The following is a 26,106-nucleotide window of genomic DNA, read 5'->3' as shown; positions in this document are numbered from 1 at the left end:
ATTTTTGTTAGATAGGTTCCCCTTACCCATATATGACTTCACGTCCCCGGGGACGTGCATCTGTTGATTGAAACCGCTACTCCCCCATCACCTGGATGAGTATTGTTCTCTGGGCCGGTCCGTCAAATTCACAAAAGTAAACCTCCTGAGCCCCTCCCTTTTGGATGCAGCCACCGCTTACCAGCAGATGGCAGTGGTTTCCTGTGAGAAGTGATTTTAAGTGACCTGTGGGATTGCCGGCCGTAGAACCGTAGTCACGGAGCATTCTGGCGTGGGCGTATGGCCAGTCCTCAGGGGCCATCCTGGCCAGAAACTCCGATATATCACTTTCCAGGCATTCCAGGGACTCATTCACCGTAATTCCGGTAGTTGTGTGCCTGCTGATTACGTTGGCAATCCCGTTTTGAATTCCGCTTTCCTTCACGGCTTTTTCGATTTCACCGGTAATCCGTATCATCTGGTTGTATTCCGTTGTCAGGATTGTAATTGAACTTGTGCTTACCACTGGTATCCCTCCTTACCTTTCCCCGGAAACATTGCCGGTGAAAGTATCTTCTAATCCGCCCAGAAATTCAATGGCATTGCCGCCTTTGATCAGTTCCAGGGTACTCTCTCTGAAGCCCAGACGCGAAATGGCGTCCGCCATGCGGATCTGTTCAAAACGCGGATTGTTGCTTCCGAACATTACCTGGTGCCGCAGACTGCGGTCAATCCATGTGGCGGGGATGTCATGGTTAAACACCCTCTTGTAAAATTCCAAAGCATTGTCAAAATACAAAATCCCCGTATCTGCATAAACATTAGGGTATTTCAGCATCAGCATGGCTGCCTCCTGCACCCAGGGCCAGCCGAAGTGGGCCAGGCAGATCTTCAGGCCTGGCCTGGTGGCTGCCAGCTCCTCGAACTCAATGGGTCTGGAGTATTTTGCCAGAGCATTGGGCTCCCAGGACATTCCGCTGTGAAAGATTATAGGCCTGCGATACTTCTCGCAGATGTCGTAAATCGGATTCAGCCGCTTATCCGACGGATAAAAATGCTGCCTGGATGGATGAAGCTTCAATCCTCTGAGTTTCAGATCGCCAAACGCGTGCTCCAGCTTATCCGCAGCGCCCTCGGCCAGGGGATCCACACCTGCAAAACCAATAAAGCGGTCCGGCGCCAGATCCACCAGCCTTTTGATCTCCTCATTTGTCACCAGCGGCCTGCCGTACTCTGTGGAATAGTCCTCCGGCAGCAAGCACAGGCGGTCCAGCCCCGCGCAGTGCATCTGGTTGAATATGTGCTGCAAAGGCGCCGTTCCGTTTAAGTGGATGTCCAGGGCGTCATGCCTTAACTCCTCCACCTTGGCGTCCTCATTGATAGGCTCATAAAACGCCGGATGTACATGAATGTCAATAAACATGATTAGTCTTCCTTCCAGTTTGTCTGTTAGAAACCAGCTTCCCTCATATAGGCGCGGACGTTATCAATGGCTCTCCTGGCATACAGCCTGGGTTCGTTGATATATCCTGTCACCAGCTCCAATGTGGCTGTCTTCTCATATCCGGCATCCTTCAGCTCCTTAAAGAGCTCCGGAAGCGGTATGGAACCTTCGCCGGGAACAATGTGGCTGTCTGTTCCCTGATCCCCGTCAATAATGTGCATGTGATACATTTTTTCACCCAGCTTGTCAATGTAAGCCATGATGCTTTCATGCTGGACAAAAGGCGGCACCACGTCGCACATGCCAACAAGATAGGGAGAATCAATGCGCTTAAACAGCTCAATCAGGTCATTGGCGCTCTTAAACGCATTGCTCTCATAGGGCGTCAGTGTCTCCACCACCAGCTTTACGCCAACCTTCTCAGCGTGGCCGGTCAGCTCTCTCAATGTGTCCACCATGCGGGACCAGATCTCCTCATAGGTTGCCAGGTATCCGGCATGGGCCGGGGACACCAGCATATAATCAGAGCCCAACTCCTTTGCCATATCCAGACACAGCTTTAAGTAATCCACTGCGTCTTTCCTCTGCAGCTGGCTTCCAATCATAAAATTATAAGGATAGGCGTTGTGCTCTGGTGTAAATCCCAGAACCGGCATCTGATATTTATCCATCAGGCGCTTTACGTCTTCAATCTCCCCTGCCTTTAAATCCGGCGCAAAGGCGTGAGGCCTGCCGCCCCACAGCTCGATGAAATCATAACCAAAACGCTTTGCGTCCTGAAAGCAGTGTTCCAGCGGATTGCGTTGGTAGCCAGAAGTAAACATTCCAAGTTTCATAATTAATTACCCCCTTTGTTATGAGCACGCAGCGGTCCTAAGCTGACCGCTTATGTGCGATACATGCCGACTTACTCAGTCAGGTCCTTTACAAGCTTAGTAAGCTGGCTTTGTTCGTGTTCTTTTATGATCGCTGCAATTGCTTCTCCCAATACCCGGTGGCCTTGGACACTCAGATGGATTCCATCCTCCCCCACATCCCTGGTGATTGATCCCCCGTCCAGGTACAGGCAGCCGTATGTATGGGCCAGATCCCGGTAAATCAGTGCCAGCTCCCCGCTCTTCTTCCAGGATTCCCGGTCAAACATGGGATCAGCCTCGGGATGAATGGGAACCGGGGCCACCAGTATGATTTCAGCTTTAAATCCCCTGATATCCAGAATGTGCCTGGCCCTGATCAGGAGCTCTTCCATACCGTATCCGATTTCTCTGGCATTGACATGGAAATGGCTTTTCGTATCATTTGTTCCCAGCATAATTACCAGATAATCAAGGGGCAGGTGGGACAGCAGAAACGGAAGCAGGTGTTCGATTCCGCAGCGCTCTGGCTCCATCCGGTCAGAAAACACAGTCGTCCGTCCATTTAACCCCTCCTCCACAATCCGGTATTCCTCTCCCAGGGATTCGGCTATAACTCCCGGATACCGGACATTCTCCTCATATCTGGCTCCAATCCCGGGCATGTAGCCCCAGGTATTGGAATCACCATAACAGAGAACCTGTTTTCTCATCATCTCATTCCTCCCAGGGATTGAAGATGCTGACCACTTTGGCAGCTATCTTCGCACCTGTGTCCAGGCATGTTTCAACGTCCGACCCATTCAGAACTTCATAGAGGAATCCAGAGATAAAGCTGTCCCCTGCTCCCACCGTATTCACCACCCGGGCAGGATAAATGCCTCCCTCATAAAACTGGTTGCCGTCATAGGCCAGGCTCCCCTTATTACCAAAGGTGGCCACTGCAACCTTCATGCCTCTGTTCACCTTATCCTTTAAGTAGGATTCAATAAATGCATCCCGCTCCTTGTGGTAGGAATAAAAACCGTAGTCCACATATGGCAGGGTTTTCTCAACCAGTTCGTGGTCCAGCCTGTCTGCATAGTCAAAGCTGATCTGTGCGCCTGAAAGCTGACGGATCTTTGGCAGGACATCCTCCGCCTTTCCCCACAGAGCAGTATGCACCAGGTCATGGGCGGCAGCAAAACGGACATCCTCATCGTCAAAGATAATATGTTCCAGCACCCCCTCCACATACTCACCGTGCACCCGGTCCAGCCCGTCCATATCCATGTAAGTGATGGCAGTCGGCCCGTCTCCCACTTTGAAGTGGCTCAGATCCAGCCCTTCTCTGGACAGTGTCTCCACCATCCATTTTCCGTTTTCATCGGAACCGGTGGTACTGATAATGGATACGGAAATTCCCAGCTTTTGAATATTGACTCCTGTATCCACTACATTGCCGGTGGGGTATTTCTTTCCAATCCGTTCATACACGTCAATGCAGTTGTCTCCAATAGCAGCAACCTTCATTTTTCCACTCCTCTTAAGTTAAATATATATGTTTTAAGTTTTTTATACCACTTGAAGTATATCAGATCAAAATATTTGTGTCAATTTATTATTTTTCACATAATTCTATCTATATTATAGTGCATATTATCCATATTAATCTGATTTTAAGCCAATCACTCTTAAGATCAAATCTTTCCATCAGATATATGCAAGATATTTTCAAACCAAAAAAAGCCATCACTCGCCGGCTTCTGTTGTATACAGCCCAGCGGGCGATGGCTTCTCGCCTCCAACCCAATCTTTTTAATTAGTCTTCACGCACATGCCTTCCGGCCATTCCGTCCAAATCCATTGCAATCAGTTTTCTGTTCATAGGCTTTCCCGGTATGCTTTTGCCACTTCCATGAATTCTTTCACGCGTGCTGCGTCCACGCGTGCGAAGAAATCCCCGTTTTCCTTAAATGTAGTCCCCACCACCGCAGCATCCGCTGTAGCCAGTTTCTGCTCTATTGTGTCCCTGCGGCACCCTGTATTACACAGAACCACCACCTCCGGAGCTGCTGCCTTCACCTGTGCCACCAGCTCATCGTCCACATCCTGCCCGGCGGCCGAGGCGGAGATGCATAACCCGTCCGGATGGGCCTTGAAAATCGTGGACTTGGCAATATCCTTCAGCGGTCTGGTATCCAGATTCCTGTCAGATTCGGGGTTGATGAAATAGAGCATCTTAAGTTTTTCAAGGGGCAGGGCCACCCTGCGCCTCAGAAGCTTTGAAAAGTCATTATTGTACAGTCCGCCGTCTCCCACATAGACGCCACAGAAGGTTCCCCGCACAAAATCGGCGCCTACGGCAGCAGCCAGCTCCAGAGTGGCCAGACCGTCTGAGATGCAGTCCACTCCAAATGGCACTCTAATCTCACTCATCAGTTCTCCGATGATCCGCGCCATGCTGGCAGGCGTGACGAAGCTCATATTCCGCTCATATGGAAGGCTGAATTCGTTGGAGAACAGAATCCCGTCCACACCGCCTTCCTGCAGTGCTCTAAGATCCGCTCTGGCGTGTGCCACAGTTATCTTCATATCATTATCCGGAGAATACCTGGGATCTCCCGGAAGGGCATCCAGATGCAGCATGGCAATAATTGGTTTTTTCGTGTGAAACATTTCTTCAGTCCAAAGCATATGTGTTATTTCCTCCCAATTCAATATATATGTTTACAATATTTCAATACCACTTTTACAATATCAAACGAGAGAGTCAATGTCAACATCATTCCGACTTTTTCACCCACTTAATTTTATAAATTGTGTAATTTGTATATTTTTATGCATATTTTTTTACTTTTATTACAAATATTATTGCAAAACTCTTTTTTCGATTGAATCTAAATTTCTGCTGTGTTATGATGGCTCCAGATTTGGTATGAAATTATTGATAACTTATTAAAATCACTATCTTTATCAAAGGAGGTTGTATTTTGCAGAAAGCTGACATTCTATTACGCTCCAACGCAGTCTTCTCAGGCCTTGCTTCCGCCCCGGAAGCAGGCTTCGTCGCCATATCAGGCAACCGCATCCTGGCTGCAGGTCCCTCTGACGGGGCTGAGTACGCCGGACCGGACACCCATGTGCTGGATTTGGGAGACCGGCTAATCTGTCCGGGCTTTACGGACGTGCACTGCTTCTTCAACGGATATCTGCTGACCATCACAGGTGCTGATTTAAGCGCATGCCAAAACGCGGACCAGACGGTAGCAGAGGCTAAGGCTTACCAGAAAACCCTGGCCCCCGGCGCAACAGTGCTTGCAAGAGGGGTACGCCCCGGCTTTACGGAGCTGAGCTATGACCGACTGGACCAGGAATTCGGGGATGTGCCCGCCATCCTCTTTATGGAGGGAGGGGAAAGCTGCTATATGAACAGCGCCGCCCACAGGGAGTACCGTTTCACCCCGGATACCTGCTGGTCAGAAAGCTATTGGCGCCTTCTGAAGTATATTCTGGGACAAAAGGAATTTTCCGTACCGGAATTCAGGAAATATCTGTCCATGCTGAATTCAAGGGGAATTACTTCTGTCAAGGAAATGGGCTTTGACGATTTCTACGGTTTTACAGAAGAACTGAAGAAATTAGAACAGGAGAACGCCCTGACCGCCAGAGTGCATTTCATGAGCCAGCCCGTAGGCTTTCCCATGAATCTGGAATACGGAAAAAAGATGCGGGATTCCTTCCCCGGCAATTTCGTACATTTCTCAGGCTATAACCAGATGACCGATGGATCTATCAGCCAGATGGAAGGCGAAATGAAGTCTACCTATCTCTGCTCGGATACCTGCTGTGCCAAGGATATTGACTGGGAAGGCTTAAGAAGGGATACCCTGGCAGCCGACAGGGAGAACTTCCGTTTTTCTCTCCATGCGCAGGGCGATAGAGCCATCTGCAGGACCATGGATATCTTTGACCAGTGCCAAAGGGGACCAGATGGCAAGGTAAAAAACCGTCATGCGATCACAGACCTGGAGTGCTCGGATCCTACTGATCTGGAGCGCATGGGGGTTCTCGGCGTAGTGGCGGAGGTCTATCCCCAGATCATGTCCATCGCAGACCGGGACGGCAAGCTGGCAATGATTCAGGAGAAGATCGGCCTGGAACGCGGCAAAAACTACTGGAATCGCCGGAAAATGGCTGACAGCGGTGTGACGATCTCCTGTGGCACGGATCTGCCGCTGCTCTACGACGATATTCCTGAGTCCATCTACCACACGGTAGGTGCCCTGTTCCCCGAAGGAGGTGTTCCCTTCAACGAGGAGAACACTCTGACCACAGCCGAGTTATTAAAGGCCTGGACCTACGGAGGCCAGTACAATCTGGGCTGCGAATCCCAACTGGGCACCCTTAAAGCCGGCAATCTGGCAGATATCACAGTGCTGGACGGGAATGTGTTTGAGACTCCCATGGACCAGGTGCGAGGTATCAAAGTATGCCTGACACTGGTAGACGGAAAAATTGTCCATCGTACGATCTGAAGAAATCTAAGAATTAAAAGAAAATGAATTAATTTCTTATGGAGGTAAACATGAGCGGCAAAAAATATTTTATGGGTATTGACACTGGAACCAACTCCAGCAAAGGCGTACTGATCGACCAGGACTGTAACATTATCGCCACCAGCACTACAGAACACGCCATGACCAATCCCAGGCCCGGCCATTATGAGCACGATGCAGATAAGGATTGGTGGGGGGACTTTTGTACCATCAGCCGGCAGTTGATCGCAGACACCCAGGCAGACCCTGGGGACATTCTGGCTGTGGGAGCCAGCGCACTGGGTGCGGACTGCCTGCCTGTGGACGAACAGTGCCGCCCGCTGCGAAAAGCTATCCTCTATGGCATCGACTCCAGGGCCACCAGGGAGATGGCACAACTGACAGAGCTTTACGGTGAGGAACAGATCAAGAAATGGTACGGACGGCTTCTCTGTTCCTCGGATGTGATGCCCAAGATTCTCTGGATCAAGAACAATGAGCCCCTGGTCTATGAAAAAACACACAAATTCATCACAGCTTCCACCTTCATCACCGCCAGGCTGACAGGAAATTATGTAGTAGACCGGTTCCTGGGACTGTCCAGCTTCAATCCCCTGTACGACCGGGACGGAACGCCCAACCCAGGACTGTGCGCTCCTATCTGCCGCCCCGACCAACTGGCAGAGATCAAAGAGGCTAACGAGATCGCAGGCAGCGTGACTGCCTGGGCGGCAGCAGAAACCGGCCTGAAGGAGGGCACTCCGGTCATTACGGGAACCGATGATTCCGGTGCGGAGGCCATCAGCATCGGCGTGGTGGCTCCCGGCAAGATGATGATTCAGTTCGGTTCTTCCATCTACATGATTCTGGGAACAAAGGAACTGGTGGACGACGACCGCCTGTGGCGGGAAGAATTTATCGTTCCGGGCCTTTGTGACATTTCCGCAGGGACCAACGCAGCCGGTTCCCTGACCAAATGGTACCGTGACACCCTATTCCCGGATGCCCTGGCAATCGAGGGGGCTGGCGGTCCGGATGCCTATCAGACCATGATGGCGGGTGTTGATCAAATTGCACCGGGAAGTGACGGGCTGATCACACTGCCCTATTTCGCCGGTGAGCGTACTCCCATCAATGATCCCCTGGCCAGAGGCTGCCTGCTGGGACTGACCCTGGCCCACACCCGAGCCCACATGTACCGCAGCGCCCTTGAATCCGTGGCATTCTCCGTCAACCAGCAGCTAAACCTTATGGAAGCCCACCACAACGTAATAATCGACCAGATATTCGCAGTTGGAGGCGGCGTGCAAAATCCATTATGGATGCAGATTGTGGCAGATGTGACTGGCAAGGAGATTAACACGCCGCTTGTGACCATTGGCGCCAGCTTTGGGGATGCCATGATGGCAGCCACTGCCGTAAAGTATCCCGGATTTGAGGATTTCGCGGCTCTGACCAAGTTTATCAAGCCCGGCAAAACCTATCGGCCTGACTCGAAAAAACATGAAACCTACACGGTATACCAGGATATATATGACAGGCTTTATCCAGCTACAGCCGAACTCATGCATGCGCTGGCGCAGCAGTAACAGCAGCGAAAAAAGTATGTCTGACAATTCTTTGTGCCCGGTGGGCCGCCATAATTGACAGCCCGCCGGGCACAAATAGAATCAATAATAACATGATTTTTCGCAAAAGAAAGACATACCTCCCACTTGGTGGAAGATATGTCTTTTATGATGTTCCCGAGCGGATTTGAACCGCTGGCCTTCCGCTTAGGAGGCGGACGCTCTATCCTGCTGAGCTACGGAAACTCCTATGTGAAACTGTAAAGACATGGGCAGAATGGTTTTTCTCTTCTCCGTTCCTTTACGGTCCGTCTACTATTATATTCACAATCCCACATTTCGTCAAGATAATTTTATATTTATTCCACCTGCTCTGTAAAATTTACGATTCCCTGCATCCAAATCTGCCCCTTAAACCTGCGCCCGACCTCCGGAGTTCCCGTCAGATCCTTTTTGGCGATTACGACATGGAAAGTAAGGTCACTGCACTCCAATGTGAAATCATAAACCTCTTCCTGGGTGATCTGGTTTTTCTTCTCCTCTATCTTTATGATCTCTCCGATAATGGAGTACTGGTCGCATTCCACGCCGCAGGGCATAAAGCAGGAATCAATGATGGAATACAGATCCTCCTTCATCACCCTTCTGGAAGCCTGGGAATATAAATCAATGTCTTCAATGGTAAGGGTTTCCATGGCATCTTCATCACCGTTCTTTGCCGCCTCTAAAAGCGTATTACGGTCTTTTGCCTCCACTCTGGCCTTTTCCCTCTGGGTTTCTGTTTTTTGAATGGGAAGAAGAATTTTTCCGCTTACCGCAAGGCCCGTAAGACAGACATCTTTGGTATCCATAGGGTGATGATCAATGATCCGTTCCCTGCATTCAAAGGAATTATCTATATAAAATATGAGGGAAATCCCCACCTTAAATTCATCCATAAGGCCGGCGTAAGTCTCTCGCTCCGTATGACGCTGAACGGAACAGGATACTTCAGATGTCACATCATTGCTTTTCAAATACGGATAATAATAGCTTCTTTGAAAATTCCCTTCCCGGTCCATCTCTCCAAAGATAGCAATCCCCATACCCGGAGCCACTTCCCTGCGAAGCTCGCAAAGGTTGGATTCCTCATCAATCTGAATCCGTTTCATGCCGGACAAATCTTCACAGAGCTTATCCAATAACTTTTCTATCTCCCTGTCTTTTTGATAAAGGCTGAAACCAATGGTTCTCAAGAATTTATGCATAGGATCATCACCTGCTTTCTGTTTTTCTAGTATATTTTTCAGGAAAACAATAAGGCGAAGAACACTCCGCCTCAAGCCTTACCGATTATTATATACTATAAATGATGAGAATGCCAGCATAATTTTCTAAATTTAAAAATTGGGGCCGGTTCCTTTTTTAAAAGGAACGGACCCCTGATTTTCTTATACGATTCCCTGTGCCGTCATGGCATCAACGACTTTTTCAAAGCCGGCGATGTTTGCGCCAGCCACATAATTTCCCTTTGCGCCGTAACGCTCTGCTGCGGAAGCCGTCTTTGCGTAAATATCCACCATGATGCTGTGAAGCCTTTTATCCACCTCATCAAAGGTCCAGGAAAGCCTCTGGCTGTTCTGGCTCATCTCCAGGGCAGAAGTTGCAACTCCGCCTGCATTGGCTGCCTTACCCGGCATAAAGAGCATTCCGCTTTCCAAGAAGAAATCCGTTGCTTCTCTGGTAGACGGCATGTTGGCGCCTTCGGCAACTGCAAAGCATCCGTTTGATTTCAGCACTTTTGCATCATCCAGGTTTAATTCATTCTGTGTTGCACATGGAAGGGCAATGTCACATGGGATGCTCCAGATTCCATTTCCTTCGGTATAAACGGCCGTTGGAATAGCATCTGCATATTCCTTGATACGTCCGCGGCGTACTTCCTTGATTTCCTTAACCAGGTTAAGATCAATTCCGTCCTTGTCATAAATATAACCGTTGGAATCGCTTAAAGCGATAACCTTGCCGCCTAACTGCTCTACCTTTTCCGTAGCATAGATGGCTACGTTTCCGGAACCGGAGATGACCACATTCTTGCCGGCCAGCTCCTTGCCGTTATGCTTTAACATCTCATCAAGGATATATACAAGGCCATATCCGGTAGCCTGGGTACGTGCCAGGGAACCTCCATAGGTTAAGCCCTTACCTGTAAGAACTCCCTCGTATAAGCCTGTCAGCCTCTTATACTGGCCATATAAAAATCCGATTTCCCTTGCTCCCACACCGATATCACCGGCAGGAACGTCCTGATCAGCCCCGATGTATCTGGACAGCTCGGTCATAAAGCTCTGGCAGAAGGCCATAACTTCTCTATCTGATTTTCCCTTAGGATCAAAGTTGGAACCTCCCTTACCGCCTCCAATAGGAAGACCGGTCAGGGAATTTTTGAATACCTGCTCAAAGCCCAGGAATTTTAAAATCCCCTGGTTAACGGAAGGATGAAGGCGCAGGCCTCCCTTGTACGGTCCGATGGCGCTGTTAAACTGGACACGGAATCCCTTGTTCACCTGTACCTGCCCCTTATCATCCACCCACGGCACGCGGAAGGAAATGACTCTCTCCGGCTCCACAAGGCGCTCTAAAAGGCCCATCTTGCGGTATTTCTCCTCATTGGCATCAATGACAAGCCTTAAGGAATCAAGGACCTCTTCTACGGCCTGATGAAATTCGGCTTCCCCTGGGTTCTGGCTTACGACTCTGTCATAGACTTCATCCACATATGACATAATTTTTTCCTCCTTGGATTGGTTTATACATTCTTCCCATATATGACTAAGTTCCTTAAAAAGGGCAAAAAGGGGCCAGAACTTTTGTGAGTTCCGGCCCCTTTGCCTTGTCATAACTTCTAAAAAATTATAACAAGTTCATTTAATAAAGTCAATAAACAGATTTCCTTTATTTTCTTAATTTTCTTTTTTCTTTTTGCTAAGTGCCGCATAAAGAGCCATCATGAAGCCGGATAAGGCCACCATTACCTTACCGGCGGCGTTTTGCCGGTCGCCTGTCTTAGGCAGCTTGGCAAGAGGTACGTTTCCGTCATCAATATTTAACAGATCCACGGATCCGTCGCCAGGCAGGCTGGCAAGAGGCACTTGATCCGGCAGGATTGTCACCGCAGCACCTGGACCGCCTGGGTTATCCCTTCCGGAAGGTCCTCCTCCTGATGAGCCTCCGCCGCCTCTGATCCTCTCATCCTGAATGGTGATGGTAAAGCTGTTGACTCCATCCAGGGTCACAGGAGGGATATTATTGTTGATATAATACCCGGCAGGCGCTTTTGTCTCAAGGAATGTGTAGGTGTCCTTTGGCAGCCTCTTTATTACAAACTGTCCGTCATTGTCGGTCACAAAGGCTCCTGCTGCTGCCCTGTCGTCCGTATACCCGGCAAAGGAGGCGTTTTCCAGCTTCACATATCTTCCGTCAGAAGCTTTCAGGATGAACTCAGCGCCTTTTAACTTTACATCCGCATAGACCGCATTGGTTTTCACCACAATGATCTTAGACGGCATATTGGCTATGGCTCCATTGGTTTTTTCAAACAGCCCTGGCGTGGTATACCGGATTTCCTTATTGGCGTCATTGATGGTAAATTCTGCTGTCCATGGGGTGGTTCCAAGGAGATACCCATTCGGTGCCTTGGTTTCTGTCAGACGGTATTTTCCGAACGGTAAATTTGATATCAAACCAGTTCCGTTATTTTGAAATCCTAAAATTCCATCTGTACCGGTAATTCGGAAATTAATTGAGCTTGAGCTTCCATCCGTATCTGAGAGAAATTCTATTCCTCTTCCCATTATTTTCGATGGATCATTGACATATGCGTCCCATGCTCCAGGCACCTCTGATTGCCCTATGAGCTTAAATTCAGCACCTGTCAGTTTTTTGCCTGCTTCTTCACCATCCACCTTTTCCATTTCAAGAACCCCGGTATCAGGTGTATTAATAACGATGAAATCAGCTTCATCTGACCCAAATTTCACATAAGAAAGCTCTCCTTGGTCCGGAACAAGACTAACAGCTCCATTTTCATCTACCCTGATATAAAAGGCATCAATGGGCTTATATCCAAGTGCGGGCTTCTCTGTTATCCTATAATCCCCAAACGTAACATTCAGCGCAATCCTTCCCGTCTCATCGGTTTTAATAGTCTTAATCCCTGCATTTTCATTTGGTTTGAACCGCTTGAATCCCAGAATTCTGTCATATTCTCCCGGGCCTTCAACAGTAAATTCCATATTTTCAAGCCTTTGTTCAAAAGTGTCTTTCTTGATCCAGCTAAGTTCAAATGCTCCCCGGGAATTGACTATACTGTTACCATCTGTCCCCGATAAGACTACTTCATTATTTCCTTTTACGGTAAAGCTATAGGCGTTCTGATCAATCAGGCTATTATAAGAATCCGGTGCTTTTTCTTCTTTCAGTATATATTTTCCATTTGGTATTCCATCAATTCTGATTTGCTTTCCGGTCGTTGTAAAATATAGGACTCCTTTATCATGGCGAACATCCGTAATACCCATGACTTCCTTTTCCTCTCCACTCCTTCCCGCAATTTCCTTTGCAAAGGTGCCGGACGAATTTGCAGTATTTTCAAATTCGCTGCCCTGGTCGGTCGCCTTGGTTATACTGAAAACCGCACCAACCAAACTTCTTCCGGTACTCTCATCAATCTTATCAAAAATCAGTGTTCCTGCTTCGTACTGATTCTTAATTTCCACCATTATAGTTCCGGCATTCAAAACCCAGGCAGATTCTTCTTCCTGATATTTGTCTAAATTTGCCGATGCACCAGAAAGCACATAATTCGGTGCCGGCTCTTCCTCCACGATCAGGTAATTCATGTAATATAAAAGCTTTGGTATCTCATTCAGATAACCGTTTTCATCTGTCCGATTATCCTGATTTTCCCCAGGATAGATGAATTTTTCAGGATCCTTTACAATCTCTTCCGATGGAGCAAAAGGACCATATATGGTAAACCTTGCACCCTTTATGACTTCTCCCGCCATTCCTGTTTTTTTAACAGTGACGTTCCTGTATGGAATCACACCAAAGTCCTTGGTCCTATCCCAAGAAGTATTATCCGCCCATAGGAAAAACGTTTCTGACTGATATTCCCTTCCTGAACCAATATAATTATTGTCTTTTGCCTCATCGGGATACCGGTCAAGCTCTCCCGGCCTCCTGGATTTTCCTCCTTCTGAATTTGAGACTAAGGTTGTGTTGCCCTTCATGGTAGTGGGAGACTTCTCCAGGATCATTCCCGGAATAATGTCAGCACTTTCCTCCCCCTGGGTAGAGATCAGAAGCTTGTGGAGTTCAGGTTCCGCCCCTTTTAGCTGATTGCCGTTCAGAATATTACGAATTGAATTATGCTCTTTGCCGTCACCGACCGGAGTATAAAGCCTGCTTTCATCATTGGGCTGTGCCGCCAGAAGTCCGGAGAATAAATATTCACCGGTTTTGTTTAATATTCCTTCTGGTTTCGCAGATACCTGTTCCAGTGGATTTTCCGGAATCTTACCTTTTTTAGCCGGAGTATAACTTTCTTCCTCTCCAGTACTTCTTAAGGCCACATTAAAATAATCTACATCAATAAGCTTCTGTAAATCTGTCTCCGTATCAAACTCACTGTCATCCTGAATGCCATTTCCATTAGCATCAATCCAAATGCGCCCACCAACGCCCACACGGCCCGGAACAAGAACTGCCTGAACCAGATTACTGGTCATTGGATAATCGTTCATTTTTTCTACGGAATCCTTCGGATCATCCTTGTAATAATACTGAATGGAAAAATCATTTACCGAATACTTATAGGCGACCTTTTCCAAATCCTTTTCTTCCTTTATTTCCTGAACAGATGCATCATATTCCACAATCAGCCTGTCACCCGGTTTTAAGATCACACTTCCTTCCGTATCCACCATAATGGCTGAAATTCTTCCGTCCACCTTCTGAGGATCAGTAACCCATTTGGCTGTCTCCGGGTCAGCATAATTTGATAGAACAGTTTTTCTTAGTGTTTCATTTTCGGACAGATAATACGTTTTAAAACCACCTACCTGGGTTCCGGTCTGTTCATCTCCAGAGGCAATATAAAGCTTAATAGTTCCCGGAATAAAGTCAAACTGCCATTCACTGCCTCTCTTCTGTCCATCATAATTTTCCTTGTCTATGAGTTTGGGAAGCATATCCAGGACGCGAAGCCTTGTAACTACAGTTTTATCTGCAGTATTTTTTGTGATCAGATGATATTTTATTGAACCGTCTCTGGTTACTTTTGCACTATCAAGCCCTGATACAAAACCGGTTCCTGACTGAACATCCATATCTCCCCGGCCTTCCTTCAAAAGCGTTACCGCACTGTCCGTGCTGAAAGTATTTTTAACAAATGTGGTGGCATAGCCATTATTTTCTTTTAATCCCATCCCTTTCGCAACCTCTTCCACACCCGTTCCGGTAACGGTTCCCGGCCAACCGTCGATTCCCTGCTCCCGGTTCCACACCTTAAAAGTTGCACCTCCATAATTATTGGTAAATGCCGCTCTTTGAGATGTGCTGGTCACATACATGGCATCTCTTACTTCGCTGCCGTTGTTGATAACGGCACTGGTAACCTTTGTTTCAAAGGTAATGGTCACGAAATCTCCCTTTTTGAACTCTCCTTTAAGAGGGACATAAAGGTAGGTGTAGCCTTCGCTGTCAACCGCAGTTACTATTTCATCCGTGTTATAGTTCAGCACCTTATCCTTAGTTGTTACTTTAACCGTACTTAAATCCGGCACCGCCCCCTTGGGTAATTTGTTCAGAAATTGAGGGCTCATCATTGGACTCTTAATGTTTTCATTGCTGACATTCTCCAATGTCATGGTATACTGCAGAACATCTCCAATCTCAATGCGGCCTTCTTCAGCATCCGGATGTGTTTGGTTTTTAACAGACAACCCGATCACTACGGTTGGAAGATCCGGTTCCAGTACTGAAACCTCTGTACTAGACTGTGCATCACGGCTTTGAACACTGCTGATTCCTTTTTCATCATAAGAAATATATGTCATTTGAGTTTTTGCAATGTTTCGTACGATTGAAACCGCCTCTGGCTGCTGATCTTCATCCGTAACTTTCTGCTGATTAATCACAGCTTCAACTTCAATGGTGCCTGGAACAAAATCCTGGCCAAGGCTGTATTTTTGACCGGTTCTCTCCTGCACAACCGTGTCATAATAATCAACTGAAAAAGCTTTTACCTTGCCTGCCTTAGAGGGCTTCACCGTCCAAAGGCCGTCAGTGCCAAGATTCTGTTTTACCACTCCAGAAATTATCTCTTTTTCTCCTCCAAAATATTCAAAGGTGACTTTTGCAGTGATCCTTCCAATATCTTCGGATTTTATTTCCACACCATCCTTATCCTTCAGATAGCTTCCTTCCACAGGTACAGGAATTTTAACCATGCTAAATGTATATTTTCCATTGGTATACCAGTTTCCTTCGGCTCCTGCCGCATTCAACTCCCTCCCCTGGCTGTCAACCATTACGAGCCCTTCATCCCAAACCTTAAATTCGGTCAAGGCAGAATCATTCTTTACGTCTGGTGTAATCTGATAAGTTACAGTCTGGTTATCGTTCCACCACAGACTATTCAGCTTCTGGTCCGGAATCTTTAGATTCTTTGTAACTCCCAGGTTGTTGTTGACCTTCATATTGGTAAAATAGTAGGTGTTTTGATTTCCATCTTCAGGAATCTTTATGAGCTCATTGCTGATGACTCGAACATCATCTGGCATCAGGGAATAATCCTTCTCTGCCTCCGTTTCCGCCAGCCGATATGTGCCTTCTTCCAGTTGAATAACTGCCTCGGTATACGGCATTCCATGAACTGCTATGGTTCTTATATTGCTTTTTACAATGGTTCCATCCTCTGCCCGCACTTCAAACACAGCTGTGGGTTTGACTCCTGAGACCTTATCAAAATCTACTTTGCGGATAATAACTTTCTGTGCCGGTTTATCATATGCCCTGAAGGTATAAACTGATCCTGCACCCATTCCTTCCAGCACATGAAGTGTTCTGAGCTTTCCTCCGCTATCTTCAGTCAAAGCGCTTACAACCCTTACAGCCCCTGGCAGAGAATGATCCCCATAAACGGAATGAAGCGTGTAATTTTCATATTTACCGCTCATGATCGGGTTCTCATAGACCGCATAAGTTTTTCCGCCAGCAACAGACAGGCCTTTCCACTCCAGTCGTCCTGATGCCGTCTGTTCTGGTGTACAATTTTCCTTTTCCAGCTTCCAGACTGCGTTGCCATCATCCAATGCTGTGGTGGAATACAGATTAAATACTACATCGCTTTCCTGTATGCCCTTCGCGGTATCCTTAATCTTATCTTTTAAATCTGCATATTTGATCAGGCTCACATCCACACCGCTTTCATTTGTGATCACAAGGTTAGGATTCATCTCAGGTATCATGTTCTCTCCCGGAAGCAGGTTTATCTCCACAGGTTCTGTTTTACGAACATAATAGGAAGGTGCCTTTGTTTCAAAAATGTAATATCGATTTCCTTCCAGACTGGTCAGAGGAATCCCCTTTATCTGATAGATACCTGTTTCCGCTTCAATAGAGGATCCAAGTACATTTCCGGTTGGTTCACCATTTGCACCAGTCCCATTGCTGTCATAAATCTTAAATTCCGCTCCGTTAAGCAACATATCCGTTTGATTCCGGTCAACCTTTTTAATGGTCACATCCGCTTTTAAATATTTATTTGTAATACTGACTGCGATCGATTCCTGAGAATTAAAACCAGAAAGACGAATATAACCATCTGAGGTGATGGGGAGGTCATTCCCATTCTGGATTGCACCGGAAACCTGCCATAGGGCCTTATTATTATCATCTACAGTTTCTTTTAAATAATAGGCCAAACCCTGGTTTATCTCAGAATCCGTTAGCTGGCGGATGTCTGAAATGCTGGTTTTTGCAGATTCCTGGCTCTCAAAACCGGATTGGTATATGGTTGCTCTTTTTCCTGTATCAGTGCCTATAAACACATTGTTTTCACCAGCAGTACCAATATAGAGGCTAAAACTTATAGATTTTGGAGCAGATGACGGTAATTGATGGTCGGCAGTTCCAAAGTCAAGATTCTTCGTTATGGACAGAGTCTCCACATGCTTTTTGTCTTTAAATGGCTCATCTTTGGTTACGGAGATATAGGAACCTGTTGTATCTGCCGTAACCGCTACATAATGGACTGTCTCGCTGACTTCATATCCTTTTGGTGCTGTTGTTTCCATGACTTTGTACCATCCCGGATCAAGATTTCCAAATGTCACCTCACCAGTTACGGATGTAGAACTGGATTCACTGCTCATGATCCCCCAAGCCATTGTTTCCAGTTGTGCCAGAAGTATGGCATCCTTGACCGGACCATCCGTATATTTAAACGTGGTAATGCCTTCTACTGTATTAAAATCCTCACTTCTGAAATCTGCACGCTGATATTTAAACCTCGCCCCTGCCAGTAATTCATTTGTTTCTGCCTCCTGCTTTATTAGAGTTAAAGATGACTTCCTGGGATCCCTTATTGTAATTACGGATAAATATTTCCCTTCGTTACTGATTGGAATACTGTTTTTCAATTTCTCTAAGTACACACCGCCAGCATTCTTTCTTTCGTATCCTATGATCAGATTCGTAGGATTAAAAATACTTAAATAACTAGAAGACACCTGATTATTGCCTGTGAGTTCCTTAAGAGTATAAGTGTCAGGCTGGATATTTCCAAAAAATGCATATTTACTTCCATTTTCAATCTTCTTTGTCAGCTTTGTTTTTCCAGCCAGTTCAAAACTCACGCCGGTAAGGTCAACATCGTCATTCTGCAGCGTTTGCTTCGTAACTTTTAAAGAAGGCAACTCTGGATTATACAGATTTACTACGTTTTGGGTTTGCTCCACCGTAAAGGATCTGAAATATGATCCATTTGGGTACATGTTATAATACGTGGAGTTACTTCCTAAACTATTTTGAACCAATTGGTATTTTCCTTTTGGAAGTCCTTCTTTAAAAATATACTCACCGGAATTCGTGCTGATATCGGTCTTACCATTCTCATATTGATACTTTTCATATTTATCCGTCACGGCATTGTATTTGTAAAGAGTCAAAGTCACACCGCTTAAGAATTTTGCTCCCAGATCAGATTTAGTTTCCAGTAACTGATCGTTAATCCGGGGTTTTCCTGTCCCAAACATATCATCATTTGGTTGATAGCCCCAGGTACGCACGGTAACCGGATAACCTGTCACCAGATTGTTAATTAACTGTATACCAGTACCATTTGCATAGAAATACCGCGCATTCACCTTGCCGCTTCTATTAAATTCTACGGTTAAAGAATAACTTTCTTTTAAAAGCTCCACCCGCTCCGGCGCCTTTACTTCCACCAGTTCAACTTTAATAGTATGTTCCGCTTCATTTACAAATGAATTAAACTGCTCCTGGGTTATATTTCCTGCATCCTTACGGGCTATAAGGTCTTCCTTCAACTTATCATAATTTAAAAGTCCTGACATGGCCTGCCCTGTTGGCACTTGATTTGAATCCTTAAAATCATTGTCCAGCCCTGTTTCCAGCACTGCATACTGTTTCCCTGCAATCCTAAGTTCAAAGGTAACTCCCCCAAGAGGCTTTAACTCTGAACTTCCATCTTTTGTTTTCAGCCATTTATTCAGTTTAACATATGCCAGCCAGATATCTTCCTGCCCTACTCCGGGACCGTTCTTATAATTATAAGCTTCTGCAGAAGTCACTTCATTTTTCCCATAAGGAATAATTTCCACATTATCCAGCTTATCATAGTCCTGGCCTTTGGGAACAAAGGCGAAAATCTTTGCATCATCTCCCATTGTATAGCCAGGTCCGGCATTGACTTCTTTTAACCAGTAAACTCTGCCGGGCTTTAAGATGGTAGTCATAAATTCTCCGGCCATTTGATCTCCGGCATTATTCAGCCTGGTTCCCGTCTCATAGGTTCCAATTAATTCACCCATATTGGCCGGATCTAAAGTAGTACCTGCAATATCCTGCCCATAAAGCTCGAATCTGGCTCCATTGACATTTTCCCTTTGATCCAGCTCTTTCGCATAATAAAGCTTTCCATCGATTATAATCTCTTCCGTATAGTTCTCATCTTTTTGGGAAGCAATCTCCTTTTCAGCATATTTATGCAGATTAAATTGTACCCAGGATTCCTCATTATACAGTTTTCCGATCCGGCTCTTACTTTCGTCTGTCTCAGGCAATGCTTTAAATAAAACATGATTATATTGGTTTATATCCTTAACATTTAATTTCTCGGGTTCAATCAGCTCTCCCTTATTCAGAAGCGGAATCTTACCAGAAGGCAATTCATAGACAGGATCACCATATACTTCAATTACATAATAATTCTTTGTACGGTCAAGCCCTTTTCCAGCCTTCCCCTTGAATACAGCGCTTCCATCCTCCTGTGTTTCCATGGTCTGAACATAAGTCATATCATCGCCATCTGGTTCCTGAACATAAAGGGCAAGCTTTATTCCTGAAAGCTCATTATACATCTCATGGAATTTAGATTCCCATATACTGTGCCAGTACTTATAAACCGTAAGTATCTGTAGTGGATTATCATAAAATGCAATAGACTTCTGATTTCCATCCTTGTTAATAGTTTTTCCTGGCTCCAACTGCAGCTCATAGCGTATCGGATCCAGATCATATCCTTCCGGAGGTGTTATCTCTCTTATAACATAAGTGATTTTATTGCCATTTTCGTCGTAGACCGGATATCCTTTTTGGAAATGGGCAATGCCATCTGAATTATTAATAACAAGAGTATCTACCTCGGCTAAATTACTATCCGCAGTTCTCCCTTCAGCAGGCAGTTCATTATTTTTCTCTTTGTAGAGACCAATCCTGGTTCCCAAACCGATCCTTCCAGCATCCGGATTGGATGGATTCATTTTAGTAGTGTCGTATTTATAGGCTTCCGCATATCCTGTATTTTTAACATTCTCAACATAGGCCGCTACAGTCTCAGTTTCAGTCTCTAATATTTTAATGGGACCATAGTAAACACCATCTTTGTTCCTATAATAGGGAGTTTCTAAAATACTTCCTACCCCTTCGTTGAGATAAAAAGCCGGATCTATATAACCCTTTGGAATTTGAATTTCTTTTATATAATAAGTTCCAGGATCCACCCAGTAAGACTTTCCAGCTTCAAACTCTGTAGGAGTTGCAGACCTAAATATTTTTTTACCATCACTCTCCTCTGCTGTATAAAGGCCGAATTTTATTTCCTCCGAAGTATTTCCCTGATCTTCAAAACTGTCCTTTAAAAACTTTTCTATTTTAAACAGTTTCTTTGGTTCATTCTTAAATTCAATGGAATAGCTCTCATTTTTATCAGAAGAGATTGTAGTTGAATCCAGATTGATTTCCTTAAAGTCGCTTAAATTAATAATCTGATAATAATAATATCCCTTATCATCCTTTTGAAGTAACTCTCCCTTGTAATCAGAGTAGCTATTGGGATGATAACTTTCACGGATCTTATACTTTTTCCCAATTTCAAGATAGGCAGGATTTCCATCATTATAAGCAACTGTAATCTCCTGATCACTCATATCATAAATTTTGAATTGAAACCTCTCATCCTCATTTTGACTATTATCCCATAAGAGCTTCACTCCACTTACAGCATCCCTTTTAACAACCCAATATGGAACCTTCTGAACAACGTTATAGGCAAACCCAGAAACCTTAGACTGCTGCTGTACCTGGAATGGGCCAATTAGCTGCGCATTTATTATTATATCGTCCCCAATATTAATGGTTCCCTCTTCTTGTTTAAGTACAGCTGCTGTGGAGTTCGGGGCGTACTCCTTATCAAACCCAAAAAGCTTTTCCATTTCCGCCTGATCCGCTTCGTACCAATAGTAACTGATCTCATTTCCTGAGCCATCCTGAACATCCAGATTTTGAACCAATACCTTTCCATCCGAATCTGTTGTAAAGAAATTATTACTGTTTGGTATCATTTCAAAGGAATTGCCTATCTTCTTAAATAAATAAAATTTCCTTCCTGCCGCCAGAGACAACTCTAATTTCTGGCTTCCATCCAACTGGCTTTTATACTCCACGTTTTTCTTAATAAGTTCCAATGCTCCCCTAGGAATATTTTTAATGGAAACATTCCTGGCAGACCGGCTTGTTAATTCCTCCTCCAGGGTAAAAGCAGTGGAAACAACGGATCTTCCAGTAGCACCCTCTATATATGTCTGCTCTTGGAAAATCGTCTCTGCCGTATATTTAGACGGAATCTCTTCCTTGACCCGATATGTGATTGGATTCAAAACTTCTGATTCCGTCTTCTCATAAACAGGAAGGGTTACAGTAAACGTACCGGCATCGTTTCCGGATGATTCCAGCCCTATAAGAACATATCCAGGAACCGACTCCCACTCTTCGGCTGAATTCTTTCTTTGTATCTCAAAGTTTCTAGAAAAATCACCGTAATCACCATTCAGCTTCTTATATTGGTTTCCCTCCTGCACCGTGAAATCTTTTAAATATTTGGTTACCTTTAAAGCTGCACGGTTAGCCTTATTTACAATCGTATTGTCCGCCACATTGGATAAGCCTGAGATTTTATTATCGGTAACTGTGACATTGTAATTAATTTCTGTATTTGCCAGATACTCATTTCCGGCAACAGACAGCTCCTTCACTACATAATTTCCGGCATCCAGGGGATAAAACTTAACGATGCCGTTCTCATCAGATTTTGCCTTTATAATCGGCTCTGTACTAACCGCACTTTCATAAATCCCAAACTCCGCATCCTTTAAAGGAATCAATTCCGTTGAAACAGCATTATTCTCAAAGACTTCTCCCGTCTTTAGAAACTGGATACCGCCTTTATTCACTACCTTATTGTCAAATATAACTGTCCCGTCTTTTCCCCGAACATCAACCGTTTTAGAAGATTCCACAATCAAAGTATTGGCCGGGCCAACGGTTTCTCTGATCCGATACTGCCCATCCTCTACATAAAAACTAATAGATCCGTCTTCCCCCTGAACACCCTTTTCTCCATCAGTTTTATCTTCAAGAGGATTTATCACCAGCTGTCCTACAGGAATAAACTGTCCATTTCCTCCTGTCATGACTCTGTCAATAGGATATTCCTCATAATCTCCATTTTTCTGCATTTTCTCAATAGAAAATGAAGAAAAACCTGGATAAGGGACTGCGTTTTCCTTATTGTACGGAATAGTATCAAAATTATCACTTCCGAATACAGGTATAATCAGATTCTTTTTTATAGTAATTCTCTGAAAGCCCTTTGCATACTGATACTTTCCGATTACTGGTTCGGATACCGCATTTTCCCATTTTTCGTTTCCATGAAACTTATAGGAAATATCTGCCTGATTCTCAACAGAAAACGTCTTTCCATCGTTTACACGGGAATCCCAATAATTTAATTCAAACTCTTCATATGGATAATAAACCATTACCTTGTAAGTTGTATAGCTGGGTGCATTATCATCAACCTCATACAATTCCGTTGAGGAACCATGAAATCCTTTTTTATTATAGACACCAGTTGTGATCTCGGAAGTGTTATAAGCTGCCTTAGTTTCTCCTTTATCCGAAGTTATGGTCATCATAAGTGGAGTAACCGATTTGTTCTCCTGAACTTTAAAAAACTTAGCGCTGTCCTTCAATAGAAAGCTTTCTTCTTCAAATGCCCCACGCCCCATTTCAAAATAATATTTATCTTCCGATTGAATGGAGCCATTTACTTTTAACCCAACAGCCAGCTCATATCCAAACTTTACAGCCTTTTTCTTACCTTCACCAGGAATTTCAATATCTTCGACCTGTCCGTCACTATTTAATACGGTCTTTGTTACGGTCCACCTGTCCGGAGAAATCATGATCCAGGAAAGTATATCATTCTGGGGATCTTCTTCCTCCTCTTCCTGCTCCATGCCCACATCTGTAAGCCTATATTGCTCAACCCGATCCGTTTGCCCAGTAGGATCTTTAATTGTAATGGTTCCTGTAAACGAAACAGCGGAAGAAGCATCCACGCTATATTCTTTTCCAAGGGCAATTTCACCATTTCCTGCAAAAAAAGCGTTTAATTCTTTTGATCCCGTAGACTTCATTGTCCCGATGTTTAAAACATAGGTATGGGTACCATTCTCATTATCTTTCGGGTTTCCTGCACTTTTAATCATTAATTTGGAAGGAACTGTAATGGAGATAGAGGCATTCTCTATCTCATCATAAAAATTTACAGAACCTGCCCCGAATGTATAAATAGGCCGGGCATATAATCCATAAGAAACTGTCAAATGAAACGGCTCTCCCGCCTTTGTATCCCCTGTATGATCACTTTTCAGCTTTACATTTGCAATCCTTCTAGGATTTTCTGTTCCTTCTCCCCAAAATTCTTTCGCCTGGCTGAATATATCGCTATTAAGGCTTACATCCGCAGACAGTTCTGTAATTCCGCTTCTTTCCACCGACATTTGATAATAGCTATTAAGATCCTCTTCTTCCACATTAAGTAGTAATCTTTGGATGGAATTGACTTTCTTCTTTCCTTCTTCCAGTTCATTTGTCTTTCCCATCAATAAACTTATATTGTCAGGCGTAATCTCTGTTTCTTCTTTTACTGTACGGACTTCAAATAAAGCTTCCTCTTTTTCTTCTTTAGAAAGATTAAGCAAATCAGCAGAATTAGAATTACCTTCACTGCCGCTTTTACTTTGATCGGAAGCTGCTTCTTTACTCTCTTCCGTAAATTCCTCATTCTCCTTTGTATCCTCCATACTATCAGAACTTACTGATTCTCCGATATCACTGACATCTTCCTTAATTTCTAATGCCTTTTCCTCATTATAGGATGCAGCCTCTAAATTAACATCTTCTTCTCTCTCTTCTTCAGCTGAAAGCTCAGAATCATCTTTAGTATCCGTTTTTTCAACAGCACTCCCTACAACTGCAACTTTATTGGCTGAAATGGATACTTCTTTCAGTTCCTCCCCTTCAACTTCCTGTTCCGTCTGTATTTCCTCAGGTTCCTCAACCGTTTCCTCTTCTACTTCGTCCCCAACTGTCTCCTTTTTTATTTCATCCTCAATCACTTTAGCAGTATCATTTTCATCATTCTGTGGGTCAGCTTTTGCATTACCAGGAGTTGCCGGATCCTGAGCTGTGGTCTGAATTTCAACAACGGCTTCTTCCTCATCTTCCCCTACTATTTGGTATTGGGTCTCAACCGCAGACTTCACAAGCATACTATCCCCTTTGATCTGTAGACAGAAATAATATTCTCTATCACTGTAGCCATTTATTCCAATCAGGTGGATGCGGCTGAACAGGTCATCCTCTGAGCCCGAATCATTATCAGCAAGAACCAAATACATCCCATTTCTTACTTTTTCCTGCTTAATCAGTGTCCTTCCTTCCATCAACTCATAAATCTTATCTGTTAAGGCTTCTCTTTTATTTCCTTTATAGGGGATCATATCTTCATCTAGTTCCGGAATATCATCAAAATCCTGGGTACAGAGTACCTTTTCTATCTCGGCTTGTGTAACCTGTACTTTTACCTCTGTAAATGTTTTACTGGCTTGGGAATCCGTTGCCAATTCCGAAGCATGGCTGGTAATCACAGACATCTGTGATATGTTTCCCGCAACAATCGCAGCCGTCAATAACCAGGCAATAGCCCTCTTTAAGCGATGCACTTTCTTCACTGCACCTTTCATACTTTTATCCTCCTTTATTTGTTCCATCTTCAGGTTAAAATCTATTAATAAGCAAAAAGGCTGTATTTTCCTTTTATTCAGTATATATACCGATGGTTACAGATTGGTTATTTTTCCCTGTTTTTATCTATTTTGTTTTGAAACCATTTTCCGATTGTTAACCTAATATCAATTATTGGTTGACAATCATTTTTGCATATGTTATCATTCCAGTAGAATTAATCTTACGATAAGGGAGTATGATTTCATGAATATAGCAAAATCCTTTCAAGCAAAGACCTCATCCGCTGCCAAACGCCGGATTTCAACAAAGGACCTGGTTTTGGCCGGAATGTTTGCGGCTGTCCTTGCGGTGATTTCCCAAATATCCATTCCCATGCCCACCGGAATTCCCATTACCATCCAGATCTTCGGAGTGGCTCTTATAGGAACTGTATTGGGATGGAGGCTTGGATTTTTAGCAACTCTTATTTACATCCTCTTAGGAGCCGTAGGTCTGCCGGTCTTTTCAAACTTCCGGGGAGGCATCCAATTCTTACTGGGGCTTACAGGCGGTTACATATGGGGCTGGCTCATTATGGTCCTCCTCTGCGGCATCAGGCCGAAAACCGGCAATAAGTACTTAAACACGGTCCTTATATTCCTGCTCCCCATTCTCGGAACCCTGGTGGATGAAACCATCGGAGGACTTCAATGGGCGGCATTATCCGGGGATATGTCGGTCCTGGGCGTATTCTCCTATTCCATAGTGGCATTCATTCCCAAGGACATCATCCTTACGGTAATTGCTGTAATCATCGGAATTCCTGTACGAAAGGCCGTTTTACGGCAATGACAGACAATCAAGGCCGGCGCTTCCATAAG

The 26,106-nt window shown here is 44.8% G+C and carries 12 protein-coding genes and 1 tRNA gene; 3 read left to right on the top strand and 10 right to left on the bottom strand.

Annotated features, from left to right (window positions below):
* Positions 1–76: 76 nt before the first annotated feature.
* The 6 genes from ACYVD3_RS05080 to ACYVD3_RS05055 all read right to left on the bottom strand — a co-directional run bounded on the left by ACYVD3_RS05080 (position 77) and on the right by ACYVD3_RS05055 (position 4,953).
* Entirely contained in the window at positions 77–505 is a 429-nt protein-coding gene (locus tag ACYVD3_RS05080) for a secondary thiamine-phosphate synthase enzyme YjbQ (RefSeq protein WP_460641426.1), read from the bottom strand.
* A gap of 12 nt (positions 506–517) precedes the next feature.
* On the bottom strand, positions 518–1,402 hold the full coding sequence (locus tag ACYVD3_RS05075; protein ID WP_460641425.1) for an amidohydrolase family protein: 885 nt from the start codon (positions 1,400–1,402) through the stop codon (positions 518–520).
* A gap of 26 nt (positions 1,403–1,428) precedes the next feature.
* Positions 1,429–2,259 (bottom strand): fructoselysine 3-epimerase, encoded by an 831-nt coding sequence (frlC, locus tag ACYVD3_RS05070; RefSeq protein ID WP_460641424.1) that lies wholly within the window; start codon positions 2,257–2,259, stop codon positions 1,429–1,431.
* 71 nt (positions 2,260–2,330) lie between these two features.
* The gene (locus ACYVD3_RS05065; protein WP_460641423.1) at positions 2,331–2,993 is read right to left on the bottom strand and encodes a GDSL-type esterase/lipase family protein; all 663 of its coding nucleotides are present in this window, start codon (positions 2,991–2,993) and stop codon (positions 2,331–2,333) included.
* Position 2,994: 1 nt separating this feature from the next.
* The gene (gene frlD, locus ACYVD3_RS05060) at positions 2,995–3,789 is read right to left on the bottom strand and encodes a fructoselysine 6-kinase (RefSeq protein ID WP_460641422.1); all 795 of its coding nucleotides are present in this window, start codon (positions 3,787–3,789) and stop codon (positions 2,995–2,997) included.
* 351 nt (positions 3,790–4,140) lie between these two features.
* A complete protein-coding gene (locus ACYVD3_RS05055; protein WP_460641421.1) occupies positions 4,141–4,953 on the bottom strand; it encodes a BtpA/SgcQ family protein in 813 nt (270 codons plus the stop codon).
* A gap of 296 nt (positions 4,954–5,249) precedes the next feature.
* Between ACYVD3_RS05055 and ACYVD3_RS05050 the strand changes: the two genes are divergently transcribed.
* Both ACYVD3_RS05050 and ACYVD3_RS05045 read left to right on the top strand, forming a co-directional pair.
* Positions 5,250–6,794 carry an amidohydrolase gene (locus ACYVD3_RS05050; RefSeq protein ID WP_460641420.1) on the top strand — a complete coding sequence of 515 codons (1,545 nt, stop codon included), beginning with the start codon at positions 5,250–5,252 and terminating at the stop codon, positions 6,792–6,794.
* A gap of 50 nt (positions 6,795–6,844) precedes the next feature.
* On the top strand, positions 6,845–8,383 hold the full coding sequence (locus ACYVD3_RS05045) for an FGGY-family carbohydrate kinase (protein ID WP_460641419.1): 1,539 nt from the start codon (positions 6,845–6,847) through the stop codon (positions 8,381–8,383).
* 151 nt (positions 8,384–8,534) lie between these two features.
* On the opposite strand, the gene ACYVD3_RS05040 is transcribed toward ACYVD3_RS05045, so the two are convergent.
* The 4 genes from ACYVD3_RS05040 to ACYVD3_RS05025 form a co-directional block, all read right to left on the bottom strand.
* Positions 8,535–8,608: transfer RNA gene (locus ACYVD3_RS05040), tRNA-Arg, on the bottom strand.
* Between the two features lie 113 nt (positions 8,609–8,721).
* Positions 8,722–9,609 (bottom strand): DUF3881 family protein, encoded by an 888-nt coding sequence (locus ACYVD3_RS05035; protein WP_460641418.1) that lies wholly within the window; start codon positions 9,607–9,609, stop codon positions 8,722–8,724.
* Positions 9,610–9,792: 183 nt separating this feature from the next.
* Positions 9,793–11,127: an NADP-specific glutamate dehydrogenase gene (gene gdhA / locus ACYVD3_RS05030; RefSeq protein ID WP_460641417.1), complete on the bottom strand. Its 1,335-nt coding sequence runs from the start codon at positions 11,125–11,127 to the stop codon at positions 9,793–9,795.
* Between the two features lie 177 nt (positions 11,128–11,304).
* Positions 11,305–25,242, bottom strand: a complete 13,938-nt coding sequence (locus ACYVD3_RS05025; RefSeq protein ID WP_460641416.1) for a doubled motif LPXTG anchor domain-containing protein — start codon at positions 25,240–25,242, stop codon at positions 11,305–11,307.
* A 247-nt stretch (positions 25,243–25,489) separates the two neighbouring features.
* Here ACYVD3_RS05025 and ACYVD3_RS05020 point away from each other — a divergent pair, with 247 nt between their 5' ends.
* Positions 25,490–26,077 (top strand): biotin transporter BioY, encoded by a 588-nt coding sequence (locus ACYVD3_RS05020; RefSeq protein WP_460641415.1) that lies wholly within the window; start codon positions 25,490–25,492, stop codon positions 26,075–26,077.
* Positions 26,078–26,106: the final 29 nt, after the last annotated feature.

This window comes from Lacrimispora brassicae (assembly GCF_054772055.1).
The sequence above is the reverse complement of the archived record's forward strand: the minus strand, read 5'-3'. Positions and strand labels throughout refer to the sequence as shown.